Genomic DNA, 15078 nt, shown 5'->3' on the forward strand with positions numbered 1-15078 from the left:
TGTTTAACGAAATCTCTCCATAAAGGAGATGATCTTATGAACAAATTACTCCGATACCCATTCTTGCTCGTTATCTTTTCGCTTATTTCTGTGTCCGCTCATGTCGAGGCTATCCCCCAATATCTGGATAACAATCCAAACTATCGGCTCTCTTATGCCCATGCCAACTATTGCGAATACGTAGATTTAATTTCCTGTACCTACAACGATGAGGATGAAACATACGAGACCTGCTCATCTGGATATATTGCGTATACGATGGATATAACCGGTGATACCAGCACATATCAAACACGAACATTTCGCTTTAGGAAAAATCGAACGCAACCTCCACAAGTTTATGAAAATGGAGAATGGATCACACTCCAATCCTATAGTGAGTCCGAAGGTCAGAGATATATTGAGCAATATGGCTATACAGAATATATAGAGCACTACCATCTTTACGCGCGAAGTATGTTCAACATTGTTTATGAGCAAATATCCGGAATGCCATATCCTAGCGATCAAAAAGAAACGATACAATAGCTATTTTCAGGAGGGTAATCATGGCTGTCTTTTATGTGTTTCAAGGGGAAACGTATAATGAAGAATGTTCTGGAGGATATGTATGGTCCCCGCAAAGAAATAAATCCGGTAAAAATAATGCTGGCTATACAACGATGACGCATGTAAAAAAAGGAGATTTTATTCTACATAACTCAAACACAAAGATTATGGCAATCAGTATTGCTCAGGTCGATTGTTATGAAGCGATGCAACCAGCGGCACTAAAAGCAGCAAATACATCTGTAGATTGGGATAACGAAGGGTATCGGATCGATACAAGTTACTTCACTTTTGATACACCTCTAAAAATTACCAACTATAAAGAATGGTTCAGCCAGCATTACCAAAAAGACAGTGCGTTCATGGTCAGTGGAAGAGGCAAGCAACAGTACATGTGTCACCTTGCACCTGAACATGCAGTATTTATTCTTGAGAAAGCTGCTGCAATTCAAAAGGAGACGGGCCTACTTAAAACGATTCAAGCCGCATTAACAGAAATTCTAGGCGATAAAGATCCTGAATATAATGTCATAGAGCAAGAAGAGATCAACAGCTTACTTGACGATGAAACAGAGCCCCCTGAATGGTCCGGTGAAATGGCCCCACAGGAAACTACAACATCATCCACGACAGGAAGGGAGCTGCCAAAAAGAGATCCAAAACGAGCAGCCGATGCATTAAAGCGTGCTGGCTATATTTGTGAAGTAAATGCTGAGGATAGAATCTTCCTAAGAAAAAATGGCAAGGGTTATACTGAGCCACATCATCTCATCCCTATTAGCAGATACAAAGATTTTAACTATAGTCTGGATGTAATGGAAAACATTGTATCTCTTTGTAGCCATTGTCATAATTTGCTTCATTATGGTAGATTCGAGGATAAAGAACCTATTTTGGAGAAGCTATATTATGAGCGCATTGAAGCCCTTAGAAAATGTGGCCTTGACTTAAGTTTGGATCAGCTAAAGGAGTATTATCGATAAGCATAGAACGTGCTCAAAGCCCTCGCTCCTGCACATAAAAACAACGTCTACCAAGATCGGTAGACGTCAAAGTGCGATTTTGTGATGGGTCGCTCGGTCCCCTTATTTCAGGGCGGAGACAAGAGCACGCATACGCAGACATGCAAGGCTTCCACAATGAACGCCTCCCATCACGCGCAAGTGCGCATCAAAGAAAATGATCCGCCCGGTCAACTCAACAGAGGCTCTATTGTGGCGGTCGCGGTCATTATGCATTACTGCAAAAACAGGAGGGAAAGTGGAGCTGCCCCTTGCCCATCTATTCTTTGACATTCTCAGAATAACACGATTCAGACATCAGAGCAACAAAATTCCTCGCTCATCATAAACAGACGCGGAGGTATCATTCCCACAGCGAATCGCACGATCCAGAGCCATGATGAGGGCAATTACGCCGTCGATCTTCTCGGTGGACTTCTCCTTGTCCGCCTTGATGTTCCCCGCAGGGTCAGTGCGAATGAAGATGTTGTCTGCCATCCAGCGCATGACGGGATTCCCGCCGTGCGCTATTTTCTTTTCCAAGGTCAGCTTCATCAGCTCCTTGGTCGGCGGACTCATATCCTTGAAGCCCTGCCCGAATGGAACAACGGTGAAGCCCATCCCTTCGAGATTCTGTACCATCTGCACTGCGCCCCAGCGGTCGAAGGCAATCTCGCGAATGTTGTACTTCTCACCAAGTCGCTCAATGAACGCCTCGATAAATCCGTAGTGAACTACATTTCCCTCTGTCGTTTGCAGGTAGCCCTGCCTCTCCCACACGTCATAGGGAACATGGTCGCGCTGTACACGCAGGTCGATATTCTCCTCGGGAATCCAGAAGTACGGAAGCACGGCAAACGGATCATCCTCCTCCGTCGGAGGGAACACGAGTACAAACGCCGTAATGTCCATCGTAGAGGAAAGGTCAAGACCGCCGTAGCAGACACGGCCCTCTAAGGACTCAGCGTCAACAGGGGCGGAACACGCATCCCACTTATCCATCGGCATCCACCGAACGGACTGCTTCACCCACTGATTCAGGCGCAGCTGACGGAAGCTGTTCTCCTCGGCAGGATTCTGCCGTGCAGAGTCACAAGCCGCCTGTACCTTGTCGATACCGACCGTGATGCCGAGCGACGGATTCGAGCGCTTCCAGACCTCCGGGTCTGTCCAGTCCTCATCCTCCTTCGCTCCGTAAATTACAGGATAGAAGGTCGGATCAATCTTTCTCCCTTCCAGAATGTCTTTTGCTTTCTGGTGCGTCTCGTAGCAGATGGACTGCGTATCCGTCCCTGCTGTGGTGATGAGAAAGTAGAGCGGCTGCATACGCGCATCGCCGGATCCTTTTGTCATGACATCAAAGAGCTTGCGGTTCGGCTGCGTGTGCAGCTCATCAAACACAACGCCGTGAATATTGAAGCCGTGCTTCGAGTATGCCTCTGCCGAAAGTACCTGATAGAAACTGTTCGTCGGCAGATACACCATCCGCTTCTGGGAGGCAAGGATCTTCACCCGCTTGCTGAGTGCGGGACACATACGCACCATATCTGCTGCGACCTCGAATACGATACTCGCCTGCTGACGATCAGCGGCACAGCCGTACACCTCGGCACGCTCCTCGCCATCGCCACAACAGAGAAGCAGTGCAACGGCGGCGGCAAGCTCTGATTTTCCTTGCTTCTTGGGCAGCTCAACATACGCCGTGTTGAACTGACGATAGCCATTCGGCTTCAAAATTCCAAAGATGTCTCGGATAATGCGCTCCTGCCAGTCGATGAGTTCGAAGGGCTTTCCTGCCCACGTCCCCTTCGTATGGCGCAGACACTCGATAAAGCCTACGGCATAATCCGCAGCGGCTTTGTCATAGTGCGCGTCCTCTGCCATGAACTTCGTTGGTGTGTAGTCCGTCAGTTTTCGCAAGCAATCACCCCCATCAAAAAAGAGCCGCTGTCAGCGACTCAAAAACACAGAAACGAGAAGCAGCCCCGAAGGGCTGTTTTGTTGTTTGGTGCGGCTTAGATGCGCTTCATGCACCAAGCCATCGCGTGTCCGCCGTCCTCGAAAAGCTCCGTGGCGGCTTCGACGAGGTTCAGGCGGCATTCGATGTCCGCAAGTCCCGTCTCCTCCGGCGTTTCGACCATCTCGTAGATGGCTGCGTGGAAGCCCCAGCACTCCATCCCGACGACAAGGATCTGCTCGCCGTAGCAAAGGATCGCGCCGCTCGTTCCGAACCGCATCTCATCGAGGTGCTCCATCGTGGTGGTCTTCGGCCATCTTGCTTCTGCTTTTCTCATTTTGTGTTCCTCGCTTTCTGTGTGTAGGTTGTTCCCTTCGGTCATGTACATATATGTCTCTAAACGCAGGATATAGCAAGTCATATTTTGGATAAACTACACTTATTTTTCGAGAGAAACACAGCCCCGAAAGGCTGTGCTGAATCGCTAGAATCATCGGCTATTTTCCACCCATGAGGATAAATCGTACATACGCCGCACGGTCTTCCTCGATGAAGCAGACCAGTTCGTAGAAGCCCTTCTCAAATGCAATGCGCTGAACACCGGGAACGTCGAACATATTCACTCGCCCCGAATTGCAGATGTCTATGATCTGTGCGAAAACCTTCTCGTTCATGACTGACCGCCCTTCTGCATAATGCGGAATAAGTCCACGCCGGGGATCAAACTGAGCGAGGAGCCCGTCTCCCATCGGACAAGAAGCTGCCCCGCATCGTCAATGCCCATAATCTCGCCCATCGTTCTCATCGGTGGAGCTTGCGGATCGTCCATCGCAAGGAGTTCCACCTTCGTCCCGCGCGGATACCGCTCTCGAAGTGCGGCGATCTGCTCCCTACTCGGAAATCGCATGATCCACAACCTCCTTCCGATGTCCACTTTTGAATGCACTGCTGCCCGTAAGGTTCTGCAGGAGAATCTTACGCGACTGTTTGTAGGCGTTTCCGATCATACCAAGGCGCAGGAGAAAGCAGCGGAAAGCGTATTTCTCATTGTCCACAATCTTCTTCTTCGCCGTGACGCGCTTCTGCGTACGCGCCATCTGGCAGAACTTACTGATGAATTCAGCATAAGCCTTTGCCGTCTCGTCGGTGATTGTGCCGTGCAGCCACGCGAAGGTGATGCGGTCGTCGGTCAGCGTATAGGTTGCCTCTTTGATGTCGAAGGCGTGACGAATGAGCCGCCCCTTGCTCAGAAGGAGTGCGTCGAGATTCTGCAGTGCCGTTTCGGTGAAAAGGCTACGTGGAAGGCTGATGGAAAGGCTGTCCTCGCCGGATTCCGCGACGGCTTCCTCAGTCGGAGCAACTTCTGCTGCCGTTTCCGTCTGAATCTGCTTGTCTGCTTCCGTTTCTACTACGGTCGGCTCATCCGCAGCTGTTTTCGTCTGGCTCGGCTCGATCTCTGCCGTTTCTACTGCGGCGAGTTCATCCTCTGCCGCTTCCGTCTGGATCGGCTTGTCTTCCCCTGTGTCCGCGCAGGAAGCCTTGTTCTCGCCGTCCTCGGACATGAAGCCCGCCTCACGCAGTGCCGTGCGCACACGCGCAACAGTCGCTTCGTCGGTGGCATCGTCGAAGCAAAGGATGCCCGCCTTCGTGATCTCGAACGCGCCGACCTTGTAGGAAAAGCTCGGTGCGCCGCAGTAGGCGGGCTTTGTCTCGAGCACCTTTCCCACAATCCCGACCATCGCCTTGCGCTCTTCCTTCTGGATGTTGTAATTGACCTTCATTTTGAAAACCTCCTTTATGAACTTTGGTCATTACATTCATCACTCTAGCCGGGATAATTAGCAAGCAAATTGTGTTGTATACACCATAGCCTCAGTGAGATAAACCACAGCGTGTCATCATTTCACAGAATGAGGAGTGGTCATGCGCTCGAGCATCTTGCCCGTCATCCAGATCGCGCCGTCAATGACGAGCGGCAGGAAGATGCGGTCGCGGAATCTGCACCATCCCGTCTCCTTCTCCGCGCTCTCCTTCAGTGCTGCCGTGTATGCCGCCGACACCTCACGCGCTGCCGGGAGTCCTTTCTCATGCAGCCAGAGGACGGTCGCTTCCTTTGCCTCCGTCCGTACAAAATCCCCCACATGATTCTTCAGTTCGTTTTGAATGTGTTCCAGTTTCATCTTCAACACTCTCCTTCATAGTCCGTTATCCCACGCGCAATGGCACGGGCAAATTCATCCTGCCGGCTGCGAAGCAATCCTGCATCCCCTTCATGGTCAATAAACGCAAGCTCCACGAGCACAGCGACCGCATCCGTGTTGCTCAGAACGTACAAACCGTTGACACCGGGCTTCGCTCCCTTTGTACCTCGATCCACAGTTCCGAGCGCATCCACAATTTGGTTCTGGATGCACTGTGCCAGTTTCTCCCCCTCGCCGCTACCGTAGTGGTGCCAGACCTCCGTCCCCTGTGCCACACCGTTGCACGCATTGCAGTGGATGGAGATAAACACATCGGCTTCCGCACAGTTGGAAACCGAAACGACCTCATGCAGACTATCGGACTGCAAGTTGCTGACCACCTCAACACCTGCGGCACTCAAATAGTCCGCCGCAAGATCAGCGACATTCTTTGCCACATCACATTCCCGCAGCCCATACCCGCACGCACCGGGATCTGGATTCCCGTCCGGCGCATGACCCGGATTCAAAAACACACGCATTATGCTCCCTCCTTTGGCACATCCGCATACGGAATGCGCTCACCATCACGTTCCAAAAATACATCTTCTGCATTGCCGTCCTTGCTCTGGATGTACCGCTCAACAGCGACATCCACGAACTTCGGCTCAAGTTCCACACCATAGCAGATACGCCCCAACTGGTCACACGCAATCAGCGTTGAAGCAGAGCCAAGGAATCCGTCGAGAACGATACCGTTCGTCTGCGTACACTGTTTGACAAGGTAGGCGATGAGCGGCACGGGCTTCGAGGACGGATGTCCGCAGCCATCCTTCTTCGAGTCCTTAATGCGGTCGAATGCAAAAACGGTGGTCTGCTTCTGATCGCCATACCATCTGTGCCGACCGTCCTTCTTCCATCCCCAGATAATCGGCTCGTGAATGTACTTCCAGTCCGTCCGTGTAAGAACGAGACGATCTTTCTTCCACACCAGACCTGCGCCAACTTTAAAGCCCGCATCCTCATAAGCGTCATGAAAGATGCGGGCTTTTGCTGTTGCGTAGAAAACGTAGATGGAAGCATCGGTCGCCATCACCGAGTGGAAGGCAATAAAGGCAGATTTCAGGAACTCGTAGGCATCCTTGTCATTCAGATCATCGTTCTTGATTTTCCCGGAGGAACTTTCCAGAGCCACAAAATATGGCGGGTCCGTGCAGACGAGATTTACCTTTTCTCCGCCGAGCAGCCGCTCGTATGTCTCCGAAAGAGTGGAATCTCCGCAGATAATACGGTGCTTGCCGAGATGCCAGACATCGCCCGATCGAGCAACACAAGGCTTTTGCAGTTCTGCATCCACATCGAAGTCATCTTCCTGTGCTTCACCGTCATCCAGTGAGAGTAGGTCAGCGATTTCAGCTTCGTCGAAGCCTGTGAGCGAGAGGTCAAAGTCCATGCCTTGTAGGGCTTCCATCTCGATACGCAGCATATCTTCGTCCCACCCTGCGTCAAGTGCGAAACGGTTGTCCGCGAGGATGTATGCCTTCTTCTGTGCCTCCGTCAGATGATCCACAAAGACGCACGGTACGCTCTCCATCCCCTCCGCCCGTGCCGCCGCAACACGTCCGTGTCCTGCGAGAATGCCATACTTCTTGTCGATAATGACTGGACTGACGAACCCGAACTCGCGCAGACTTCCGCGCAGCTTATTAATCTGCTCGGGCGAATGCGTCCTCGCATTGTTGGCATACGGCACGAGTTTGGCAATCGGAACGAGCTTCATCTCTGATGTTGTTTTGTTCAATGTTTAACCTCCTCAACTAAGCAGGATTTTTTATATGTTTTACCGAATCAACTAAATAGAGTTGAGAGTTTGGAAAGAGAGGGATTATGTGATGAAAAAGATAGTACTTTCTTTGATTGCCGGTTGGATTCTTTTTATTGCAACAGCATATGCTAGTCCATATGACGGCTATGACATTACAAACAAAGTCGAACAATATGGTGATGACGTACGGACTGTTGCCGCATTGCCAAAGCCCAACAAACCTCCAAAGCAGAATTATATGTTTGGGGACACAAACTATCCTCTTGTTGGACTCACTACATATGGCGCTATCTTTCTTGATAAGACAAGTTGCAAGTACGAGATTGCAGATGGTGTAGCAATTATTTCTTGCCTTGTTTATTATGGCAGTGGAGGTGCTGACGGTAACGGAAATGCCGCGAAACATTCTCCGACGATCATTCGGTTCAGCACTTACAAGACAGATAAACGGGTCATAAAATTCTTGAGTTCTGTTTCTCCAAATACCGGAAAGAATGATACCGAAAGCACATACCGATCTGACAACGGCTTTTTGAATGGTCTGTTTTGGTATTGTGCCGGAGTCCTTGATCTGAGCCAGTATCTCGATTAACCTAAACTAAAAATACGGAGCATCTATCTATGGATGCTTCTTTTATTTTCTTGACCTCAGCAGCCGCTCCATACGATCTTCCTGCGGCGAGCCGCTGAATGTCGTGGTGCAGTTTTGCTTTACGATGTCGAAAATTTCATACCAAAGCAGATTGGACTGCTTCTGAAACGCCTGTCCCATTTGGACGAAGGGGCTTGCAATCGCCCCGCCTGTAGTCGGATGCTTGCCAATGAGCCCGTATTGACTCATTGCTTCCTCACATTGGATGAAACGGGCAAATGCCTGTGCGTAGCTTTCGATGAGACGAGGATTCACGAGACGCTCACAGCCGCGCTCCTTCAGCCACAACCATGTCTCGCGGAAAATCTCATCCGCACCGAGCGGCTTTCCGTTCCTCTGCCGTGCGGACAGGAATTCGCTCGGGGTTGGCATTTCCTCGCCGTAGAGGTCGGCGGCATCCACAAGGTTTGTGCCATCCAACTCCGTCGTTGGGAACTCCATGATGTGCGCCGTGCGCCCGCCCGCAATTTTATCTGTCAGTGGTTCAGGTTTATCTCCCGCCCGGATACGCCGCCCTCCGCGATTTGTTCCGTCACGCGCCATCTTCTCGCCCCCATTCCTTTAATACCCCGTTTGAACTGACGTTTTTGTGCGTGCGCCCCCTCCCCGGTCCAGTAACGGCGCGGTTTTAGAGATTTGACCTCCCCCTAGGGGTCTATCTGTCGCCACTGCCACGTTGGTGAATCCGCTCATGGCACGATACGCAGAGCGACATCAAATTGCTCTCATCATGTGTGCCTCCCTCAGAAATCGGTCGGATATGATGCACGAGTGTCGCAAGGACGTATCTCCCCCGTTCTTTGCATTGCTCGCAGAGCGGATGCCCTGCCAAATGACGATCACGAATCCTGCGCCATGCACTGCCGTATCTCTCGTGCTGATCGTAGCCGCGCGTGAAGTGGTCATAGTGCCGCTGCATCGTTTTCTCGTGCGTCTCGCAGTAGCAGCTCTTTCGATCCGTAAGGTTCGGACACCCCGTCATGCGGCAGGGTCGCTTCGGCTTTCTCGGCATCGCGCACCTCCTCGTGGCATCAAAAAAGCCCTCGCGGAGAATTTCTTCTCCGAGAAGGCTGATTCCATATCCTATTTTTGCTGAGTCTATCATATCACATTGGTCATACTGACATCAATCTGACATTCACTGACATTTTGTGACATTTTTCCGCTTTTTGACATTTCATGACATTCCCTGACATTTCATGACATTTCCTTCTCTTCACGAAGGAACGACCACACTTTGCAGACCGCGCTCATGGATACGGTATATCTGCCGTTCCCCGACTTCCATGCGCCTGGCAATCTCCGTGACCGTGTGATACCCCATGTAGCGCATCTCCAAGACCAACCGCTCATCCATATCCTCCACAGCCTGTATCACGCCATAGATTTCGGCGCGGAGGCTTACCAAGCGATCAATCTCACGATCAATCTCTTCCTCCTGCTCCACCAACTTCACCACCACATCGGAGAGCTTGTGCGGATTCTTTGTTGCACGCCCCGGCATATCGCTAAGAACGGTGGTGGTCTTGGTGGCCATGCTGCGCAGCCGCACGGACTGTTCCAGCATGCTGTCTATTTTTCTGTCAATCTTGAATGCCTGGCTCAGATATTCCTTAGCGGTCATCATGATCAGCCCTTCTTTTCGTAGCGGGAGCAGCCCGGCTGCCAAACGTCGCCACCTGTATATCCTATGGGAACAGTCTGCCCCGCCTCCTGCACACAGTCGTTGCAGTTCCAGCATGTAAGTCGATGGGCGCAGGATGTGCAGATACATTTTTTGCAAGACGCGTGCGTTCCGCAGCGGTCATGGGGCATGACTTCCTCGCTGTCAAATTCCTCTGTACCTTCCCAAATTGTCAGCCGATGATGAACGGCGTACAGATATTCCTCCATGCAGCCGTTGCTGTTCTTCCAGTTGCCTGCCATGATCACACCGTTGCATTTGCCGAGAAGCGTCTTGCACTGTTCCAAGACCGTATCGTAGGGAATCTTGGCGGCCTTCAAGTGCCGCATGCCATCGAGCGGATTAACGAACAAGATATGCGGATATTTCTTGGAAAACTCTGCTGCAATCGCCGCTGCTGCCTTGCGGTTCTCTTTTTCAGCCCCCGTGTAGGGATGGGAAATATAAATCATGTTCATAGCGATCTGCTCCTTTCTTACTTGCAGTGCCTCAGCGCGTCTCTTGCCGTAGGGTCGCTGTAGCCTTCTCCATTGCGGTTCGAGGTACGCTGCAAGCCCAGCTGCTTGATCTCAATGTGAATCCCCGGCTCTGCCGCCCACTGTTTTTCCACGATCTCCCGCACGACTTGGGCATCGTCCTTCCAGTAGCCGCACCTGGTCATGCAGTCCTTGAGCATTTTCTGCAGATTGTCGGTGTCCGGGCGGGTCGTGCGCCACTCGCCGCTTTTATGGGATTTGCCCACCGAGAAGAGCCATGTGGTGCGAAGCTCTAAGGCTCCGTCCAGAGGTGCGGTCGGACGATATTTCCCCAGATGTGCGGTCAGAAGCACCTTTGCCTTCTTTAGGGGAGTCGGGTCATAAAATATCGGTCTGCCGCCCACGATCCGCACGGATTTCTCCTGCGCGGTCACCGTAGGAGGATTGATGTCGAGGAAAAATATCATTTTCTAAACCTGCCTTTCTTTTGGTTCCTCTCGGCTGTTTTGTCACGTTACTCTCCTCAAAGGGGAAGGACAGGACGTAGTACGTCCTTCCCACTTTGGGAGGGTAACGACGTTTCTTCTGTTTATATGTATATATAAACAGCGTAGAAGAAGAATTTACTCAAAATCCTTGGAAGCCCCGTCATTCCTTAAAATACGACCTTTTTTGAGGATGAATTCGCCGTCCAATTTTTTGAGCCTTGCGTAGACGGTTTTGTCCGATACATTGAGATAACCCATCATGTCGGAAACCGTCACGTTTCCGTCCATATTGAGTGCCTGGTAGGCGTTTCGGAATTCCTCCGCACACGCCTCGGCAGTCTTTGAGTGACTGTTCTTCATGCGTCCCGCCTCCAGTGTTCCCTGCGCGGGCATCTCACCGAGATTTCCATTCGTGTCCAACCGATGAATGGGATACTCGAACCAGAAGTTCACCGACTCGATGTTCTCGAATTCGCGAAGGCTCGACTCCAATCGCCAAGCGGTAGCCTTGCCATCGCGCAGGTTGTTCTTGATGTCGTCATCAAGTTCCAACTGGATCATGTCGAGCTGGGCGTCGGGGTCGCGGGCAAATACGCCGGAGCCGGAAGCCCTGTCCATCGCTCGCTTGTTTCCCTGTGCGCCCTTGCTGTGATGATGACAGTAAATCGTGGAGCAGCCGGTTTCCGTGCAAATCTTGTCAAACTGGTTGCAGAACTGCCCCATCTCGGATGCCTTGTTCTCGTCCCCGGTGATGACCTTGTAGATGGGGTCGATGACGATCGCATCAAAGTGCAGGTCACGAACACGGCGGACGAGTTTTGGCACAAGCTGGTCGAGCGGAACGGCATGTCCGCGCAAATTCCAGATGACGATGTTTTCCGATTTGTTCATAGACAGATGAAGGGCATCGTAAATTTTGAGGAAGCGGGTGATGCAGCTTGCCGGATCAATTTCGAGATTGACATACAGTACCCGCCCTTGGCGGCAAGCGAACCCCAGCCACGGGATTCCCTCGGCGATGGAGACGCAAAGCTCCATGAGGAGAAACGACTTTCCTGCCTTGGACGATCCGGAAATGAGCATCTTATGCCCGCGCCGCAGGATTCCGTGGATCAACTCTTCGGGGAGCAAAGGTGGATTGTCCTTGTACGCCGAGAGTGGGGTCATCGGTGGAAGTTCATCCGTCACGCCCTCCACGAAATCCATCCAGTCCGTCCATGACTTCCTGCCGATGTTCGTTGCGGCGAGGTACTGGCGATTGCCGTTTCGAGTAAGCCCCGGCATCCGGGAAAGCCGTGAGGGATTGCGGTTCTGCTTGTCGATGGGTACGCCCTGCTTTTCCATGAAGTCATAGAGGAACTCCACCCGCTTTCGGTACTCCTCATAGTCAATGGCATCCACATGCACAATGGCGTGGAGGCTCTTGCCCCCGCTATGAACGAGCGCTGCAATCGGCAGTTCCAGCTTGCGGAAGAGGACATCCTGCTCGGCGATGGGAAGTGTGTCGGATTCCACCAAGGCATACTTGAACTTGGTGACGTTGTCGTTTTTCACGCCCTCACCATCCAGCGGATTGAACCGAATCCAACCGCCCACCTCGGGTTTCCAGTCACCCACGGTTGCTCCGATGTCATTGGCGTGCTTCTTGAGGGATGCGATCAGCTCCCCTGCCGTGCGGTCATACACGCCCTTACTGGGCAGCCACTTACCCTCGCCATCCTGCCATACGTCACCCGTGACATAGCCCACTCGGTCAGCAGGATCAAATAGCAGAGAAAGATAGTCGATCAAATCCTGCACGGGATTCCACGCATCAGGCGGAGAAAATCCATTGAAGCCGTCGTTGCCGTCATATTCGATGGTGTCGTCCCATGCCATTGCTCCCTCAGCGCAGGGCATCCAGCCGCGCTCTTTCGCCATCTGCACAATCGTGCCACCCTTGACGGGAGTGGCCGTGCCGCTAAAGCCCGCCCACTTCTTTTCGCATTCGCCGGGATGGTAACGAGGATCTCTCTGACTCCAATCATCCCAGATGGAGCATGGATAACCTTCCTCCTTGAGTGCCATGCCTACCTGAATCCAGTCGGCGCGGTCAACCTCCGCAACGTTGATGTACTTCAAAGCCGACAAGATATTCTTGTCCATGAAAAATCACGTCCTTTCACGGTGTATATACGGACGGCGTCATCCCCTGGGGGACGCGCCAATGATTCATCGCCAAGCGAGAGATCAGAGCACTGGCGGTGTCGAACTGCCATGTGCCTACGCGCCGAAAGCCGTAACGCTCCAAACAGCGGATCTGCTTGGGTGTGGCGAGTCCTTCCTCCTGTCGCCGTTTCAGACGGTCGATGAGGAGAGAGGCAAGACCGGCATTTTCCACGGTATCGGGCAGGATGCCGCGATTCTCGAGGAAAGCAAGCTGTTTTTCGGACGGCGGTCCCATTTCCCAAGGGAAGGTCGGTGCATAGCTGGTGAGATCCTCGGCGGCGATGGAGAGCGCATACTGGATGGGATCGACAAGTTTTTTCTTCTTGCTCCGCATCGCGGCAAGTTCCCGCGCCAGTGCCTCCTCCCGTTCACGCAGCACGTCCCGCTCCGCTTCCTCTTCAGCTTCGAGAATGTCCACTTCCTCGTCATTTCGGAGGTTTTCATCCATCATTGCGGCGATGTTCGCGTCCTTGGCAATGAGAGACGACGGTCTGCAGAGATCGTGACGCTCCGTCAGCCAGAGAAAGTCCAACAACAGCAAGTTCTCCTTGCCCGGAAAGAGCCGCATACCCCGTCCCACCATCTGCTGATAGAGGCTCCGCACTTTGGTGGGGCGCAAAATTACAATGCAGTCCACAGCGGGACAGTCCCAACCTTCTGTAAGGAGCATGGAGTTGCACAGCACGTCGTACATGCCATGCTCAAACTCTGCGAGGATTTTCGAACGGTCATCGCTCATGCCATTGACTTCCGCCGCCCTCATGCCGATGTCATTCAGCATCCGACAGAACTTCTGCGATGTGGCGATGAGCGGTAGGAAGACTACGGTCTTTCTGCCCCTGCAGTAACGCGCCATCTCGTCTGCAATCTGATGGAGATACGGCTCCAAGGCGCAGCCAATGTCCGCCGCGTTGTAATCCACACCGGAGATTCCGGCCTTGCTGATGTCCAGCTGCAAAGGAATCATCCGTGCCTTGACGGGAGAGAGATACCCCTCCCGAATGGCGCGGCTCATGGAATACTCATAAGCCTGTGAGTCAAAAAATGTGCCGAGCGTCTGCTTGTCTCCACGGTCGGGTGTTGCCGTTACGCCGAGGACATTGGCGTTTGGAAAATGCGAAAGCACACGCTGATAGCTCTCCGACAAACAATGATGGGCTTCGTCCACGATGATGTCCTGAAAGTAATCCCTGGGGAACATCGAGAGCCGTTTTTCTTGGCAAAGAGACTGCACCGATCCTACCGTCACGGGAAAGAAACTGCCGAGGCTGCGGTTTTCCCCCTGCTCAAAGGCAGCGTCAAGTCCTGTGAGCATCTTCAGCTTGTCGGCGGCTTGGGTGAGAAGCTCCCCACGATGCGCCATGATGAGGACTCTGTGTCCCAACTTCACTTGATGTTCTGTCACCGAGGAAAACACAATCGTCTTTCCAAGCCCTGTGGAGAGGACGAGGAGCGTCTTTCGATGCCCCTCGCTCCATGCGGAAAGGATTGCCTGCTTCGCCTCGACCTGGTACGGTCTAAGTTCCACTTGCTTCTCCTCCCATCAGAACGGAATGTCCGCCGCGCTGACGGGAATCCCGCCGAAGTCCGCAGAGTCCTCGACCGGAAAGAACTTCTCGTCATAATCGTAGAAGCGATCCACATCGTTAGTCTGTTTCTCGTTGCCGTCCCGGTCTGTATATTTGCGGGGCTTGAAGTGCGCCCGCCCCTTTGCGCCTTCGAGATTGTTCCAGTTCATCGCCAGCCGCTCGCCGTGCTTCTTCCAGCCGATGCACCGAAAGAACGCTGAAATGCGCCACTCCACGAGGCGGTTCAAAATGAGGTCGGTGCGGACACTGGCGACGCCCTGCTTCGTTTCCACCTGCAGGGTCAGCGTAGCCTTGTTGCAGGCCTGCATCTTGGCGCTCCCCGGAAAACGCCCCCGCTCAAAGGCGGACACCACGAAATTGTAATCCCCTTCGGGCAGGAGAATGAATTCCTGACCATCGCTCTCGATGGTGTCAGACCAATCCATACCCACGTTGTTGTTGACAAATTCTGCCATGATGTATTTCCTCC

General features: G+C 52.5%; 19 protein-coding genes. 3 read left to right on the plus strand and 16 right to left on the minus strand.

Going from position 1 to position 15078, the window contains the following annotated elements; genetic code table 11:
* Positions 1–36: 36 nt before the first annotated feature.
* Both BCS37_RS06225 and BCS37_RS06230 read left to right on the plus strand, forming a co-directional pair.
* Positions 37–528, plus strand: coding sequence for a hypothetical protein (locus tag BCS37_RS06225; RefSeq protein ID WP_069180647.1), 492 nt, complete (start codon positions 37–39; stop codon positions 526–528).
* Positions 529–548: 20 nt separating this feature from the next.
* A complete protein-coding gene (locus BCS37_RS06230; protein ID WP_069180648.1) occupies positions 549–1532 on the plus strand; it encodes an HNH endonuclease in 984 nt (327 codons plus the stop codon).
* A gap of 336 nt (positions 1533–1868) precedes the next feature.
* Here the strand turns inward: BCS37_RS06230 and BCS37_RS06235 are convergent, their stop codons facing one another.
* The 8 genes from BCS37_RS06235 to BCS37_RS06270 form a co-directional block, all read right to left on the minus strand.
* On the minus strand, positions 1869–3470 hold the full coding sequence (locus BCS37_RS06235; protein ID WP_069180649.1) for a terminase large subunit: 1602 nt from the start codon (positions 3468–3470) through the stop codon (positions 1869–1871).
* A 95-nt stretch (positions 3471–3565) separates the two neighbouring features.
* Positions 3566–3844 (minus strand): hypothetical protein, encoded by a 279-nt coding sequence (locus tag BCS37_RS06240; protein ID WP_069181567.1) that lies wholly within the window; start codon positions 3842–3844, stop codon positions 3566–3568.
* A 160-nt stretch (positions 3845–4004) separates the two neighbouring features.
* On the minus strand, positions 4005–4181 hold the full coding sequence (locus BCS37_RS06245) for a DUF5049 domain-containing protein (protein ID WP_069180650.1): 177 nt from the start codon (positions 4179–4181) through the stop codon (positions 4005–4007).
* Positions 4178–4414 (minus strand): DUF4314 domain-containing protein, encoded by a 237-nt coding sequence (locus BCS37_RS06250; protein WP_069180651.1) that lies wholly within the window; start codon positions 4412–4414, stop codon positions 4178–4180. The genes BCS37_RS06245 and BCS37_RS06250 overlap by 4 nt, the downstream gene beginning before the upstream one ends.
* Positions 4398–5288, minus strand: coding sequence for a virulence protein (locus tag BCS37_RS06255; RefSeq protein ID WP_069180652.1), 891 nt, complete (start codon positions 5286–5288; stop codon positions 4398–4400). Before BCS37_RS06255 ends, BCS37_RS06250 begins: the two co-directional genes overlap by 17 nt.
* Before the next feature lie 117 nt (positions 5289–5405).
* The gene (locus tag BCS37_RS06260) at positions 5406–5687 is read right to left on the minus strand and encodes a prevent-host-death protein (protein ID WP_069180653.1); all 282 of its coding nucleotides are present in this window, start codon (positions 5685–5687) and stop codon (positions 5406–5408) included.
* A 2-nt stretch (positions 5688–5689) separates the two neighbouring features.
* On the minus strand, positions 5690–6229 hold the full coding sequence (locus BCS37_RS06265; protein ID WP_069180654.1) for an N-acetylmuramoyl-L-alanine amidase family protein: 540 nt from the start codon (positions 6227–6229) through the stop codon (positions 5690–5692).
* On the minus strand, positions 6229–7488 hold the full coding sequence (locus tag BCS37_RS06270) for a site-specific DNA-methyltransferase (RefSeq protein WP_069180655.1): 1260 nt from the start codon (positions 7486–7488) through the stop codon (positions 6229–6231). Before BCS37_RS06270 ends, BCS37_RS06265 begins: the two co-directional genes overlap by 1 nt.
* Before the next feature lie 91 nt (positions 7489–7579).
* Between BCS37_RS06270 and BCS37_RS06275 the strand changes: the two genes are divergently transcribed.
* Positions 7580–8104 (plus strand): hypothetical protein, encoded by a 525-nt coding sequence (locus BCS37_RS06275; RefSeq protein ID WP_069180656.1) that lies wholly within the window; start codon positions 7580–7582, stop codon positions 8102–8104.
* A 42-nt stretch (positions 8105–8146) separates the two neighbouring features.
* Here the strand turns inward: BCS37_RS06275 and BCS37_RS06280 are convergent, their stop codons facing one another.
* The 8 genes from BCS37_RS06280 to BCS37_RS06315 all read right to left on the minus strand — a co-directional run bounded on the left by BCS37_RS06280 (position 8147) and on the right by BCS37_RS06315 (position 15064).
* Positions 8147–8707 carry a P27 family phage terminase small subunit gene (locus tag BCS37_RS06280; protein ID WP_069180657.1) on the minus strand — a complete coding sequence of 187 codons (561 nt, stop codon included), beginning with the start codon at positions 8705–8707 and terminating at the stop codon, positions 8147–8149.
* Between the two features lie 112 nt (positions 8708–8819).
* Positions 8820–9176: an HNH endonuclease gene (locus BCS37_RS06285; RefSeq protein ID WP_069180658.1), complete on the minus strand. Its 357-nt coding sequence runs from the start codon at positions 9174–9176 to the stop codon at positions 8820–8822.
* A 204-nt stretch (positions 9177–9380) separates the two neighbouring features.
* On the minus strand, positions 9381–9791 hold the full coding sequence (locus BCS37_RS06290) for a DUF1492 domain-containing protein (protein WP_083205775.1): 411 nt from the start codon (positions 9789–9791) through the stop codon (positions 9381–9383).
* Between the two features lie 2 nt (positions 9792–9793).
* Positions 9794–10306, minus strand: coding sequence for a DUF4406 domain-containing protein (locus BCS37_RS06295; protein ID WP_069180659.1), 513 nt, complete (start codon positions 10304–10306; stop codon positions 9794–9796).
* Between the two features lie 17 nt (positions 10307–10323).
* Complete coding sequence (locus BCS37_RS06300; protein WP_069180660.1) at positions 10324–10791, minus strand: RusA family crossover junction endodeoxyribonuclease; 468 nt, start codon at positions 10789–10791, stop codon at positions 10324–10326.
* A gap of 156 nt (positions 10792–10947) precedes the next feature.
* Complete coding sequence (locus BCS37_RS06305) at positions 10948–12957, minus strand: AAA family ATPase (RefSeq protein WP_069180661.1); 2010 nt, start codon at positions 12955–12957, stop codon at positions 10948–10950.
* A gap of 16 nt (positions 12958–12973) precedes the next feature.
* A complete protein-coding gene (locus tag BCS37_RS06310; protein WP_069180662.1) occupies positions 12974–14548 on the minus strand; it encodes a DEAD/DEAH box helicase in 1575 nt (524 codons plus the stop codon).
* A 15-nt stretch (positions 14549–14563) separates the two neighbouring features.
* Positions 14564–15064, minus strand: coding sequence for a hypothetical protein (locus BCS37_RS06315; protein ID WP_069180663.1), 501 nt, complete (start codon positions 15062–15064; stop codon positions 14564–14566).
* Between the last annotated feature and the right edge of the window lie 14 nt (positions 15065–15078).

Origin of the sequence: Selenomonas sp. oral taxon 920 (assembly GCF_001717585.1) — a bacterium.
Classification (GTDB): domain Bacteria; phylum Bacillota; class Negativicutes; order Selenomonadales; family Selenomonadaceae; genus Centipeda.

Bases quoted from the DNA above. Each gene is read 5' to 3' on its own strand.
- BCS37_RS06225 (WP_069180647.1), top strand. From the start codon at position 37: ATGAACAAATTACTCCGATACCCATTCTTGCTCGTTATCTTTTCGCTT.
- BCS37_RS06230 (WP_069180648.1), top strand. From the start codon at position 549: ATGGCTGTCTTTTATGTGTTTCAAGGGGAAACGTATAATGAAGAATGT.
- BCS37_RS06240 (WP_069181567.1), bottom strand. From the start codon at position 3,844: ATGAGAAAAGCAGAAGCAAGATGGCCGAAGACCACCACGATGGAGCAC.
- BCS37_RS06245 (WP_069180650.1), bottom strand. From the start codon at position 4,181: ATGAACGAGAAGGTTTTCGCACAGATCATAGACATCTGCAATTCGGGG.
- BCS37_RS06250 (WP_069180651.1), bottom strand. From the start codon at position 4,414: ATGCGATTTCCGAGTAGGGAGCAGATCGCCGCACTTCGAGAGCGGTAT.
- BCS37_RS06255 (WP_069180652.1), bottom strand. From the start codon at position 5,288: ATGAAGGTCAATTACAACATCCAGAAGGAAGAGCGCAAGGCGATGGTC.
- BCS37_RS06260 (WP_069180653.1), bottom strand. From the start codon at position 5,687: ATGAAACTGGAACACATTCAAAACGAACTGAAGAATCATGTGGGGGAT.
- BCS37_RS06265 (WP_069180654.1), bottom strand. From the start codon at position 6,229: ATGCGTGTGTTTTTGAATCCGGGTCATGCGCCGGACGGGAATCCAGAT.
- BCS37_RS06275 (WP_069180656.1), top strand. From the start codon at position 7,580: ATGAAAAAGATAGTACTTTCTTTGATTGCCGGTTGGATTCTTTTTATT.
- BCS37_RS06280 (WP_069180657.1), bottom strand. From the start codon at position 8,707: ATGGCGCGTGACGGAACAAATCGCGGAGGGCGGCGTATCCGGGCGGGA.
- BCS37_RS06285 (WP_069180658.1), bottom strand. From the start codon at position 9,176: ATGCCGAGAAAGCCGAAGCGACCCTGCCGCATGACGGGGTGTCCGAAC.
- BCS37_RS06290 (WP_083205775.1), bottom strand. From the start codon at position 9,791: ATGATGACCGCTAAGGAATATCTGAGCCAGGCATTCAAGATTGACAGA.
- BCS37_RS06295 (WP_069180659.1), bottom strand. From the start codon at position 10,306: ATGAACATGATTTATATTTCCCATCCCTACACGGGGGCTGAAAAAGAG.
- BCS37_RS06300 (WP_069180660.1), bottom strand. From the start codon at position 10,791: ATGATATTTTTCCTCGACATCAATCCTCCTACGGTGACCGCGCAGGAG.
- BCS37_RS06305 (WP_069180661.1), bottom strand. From the start codon at position 12,957: ATGGACAAGAATATCTTGTCGGCTTTGAAGTACATCAACGTTGCGGAG.
- BCS37_RS06315 (WP_069180663.1), bottom strand. From the start codon at position 15,064: ATGGCAGAATTTGTCAACAACAACGTGGGTATGGATTGGTCTGACACC.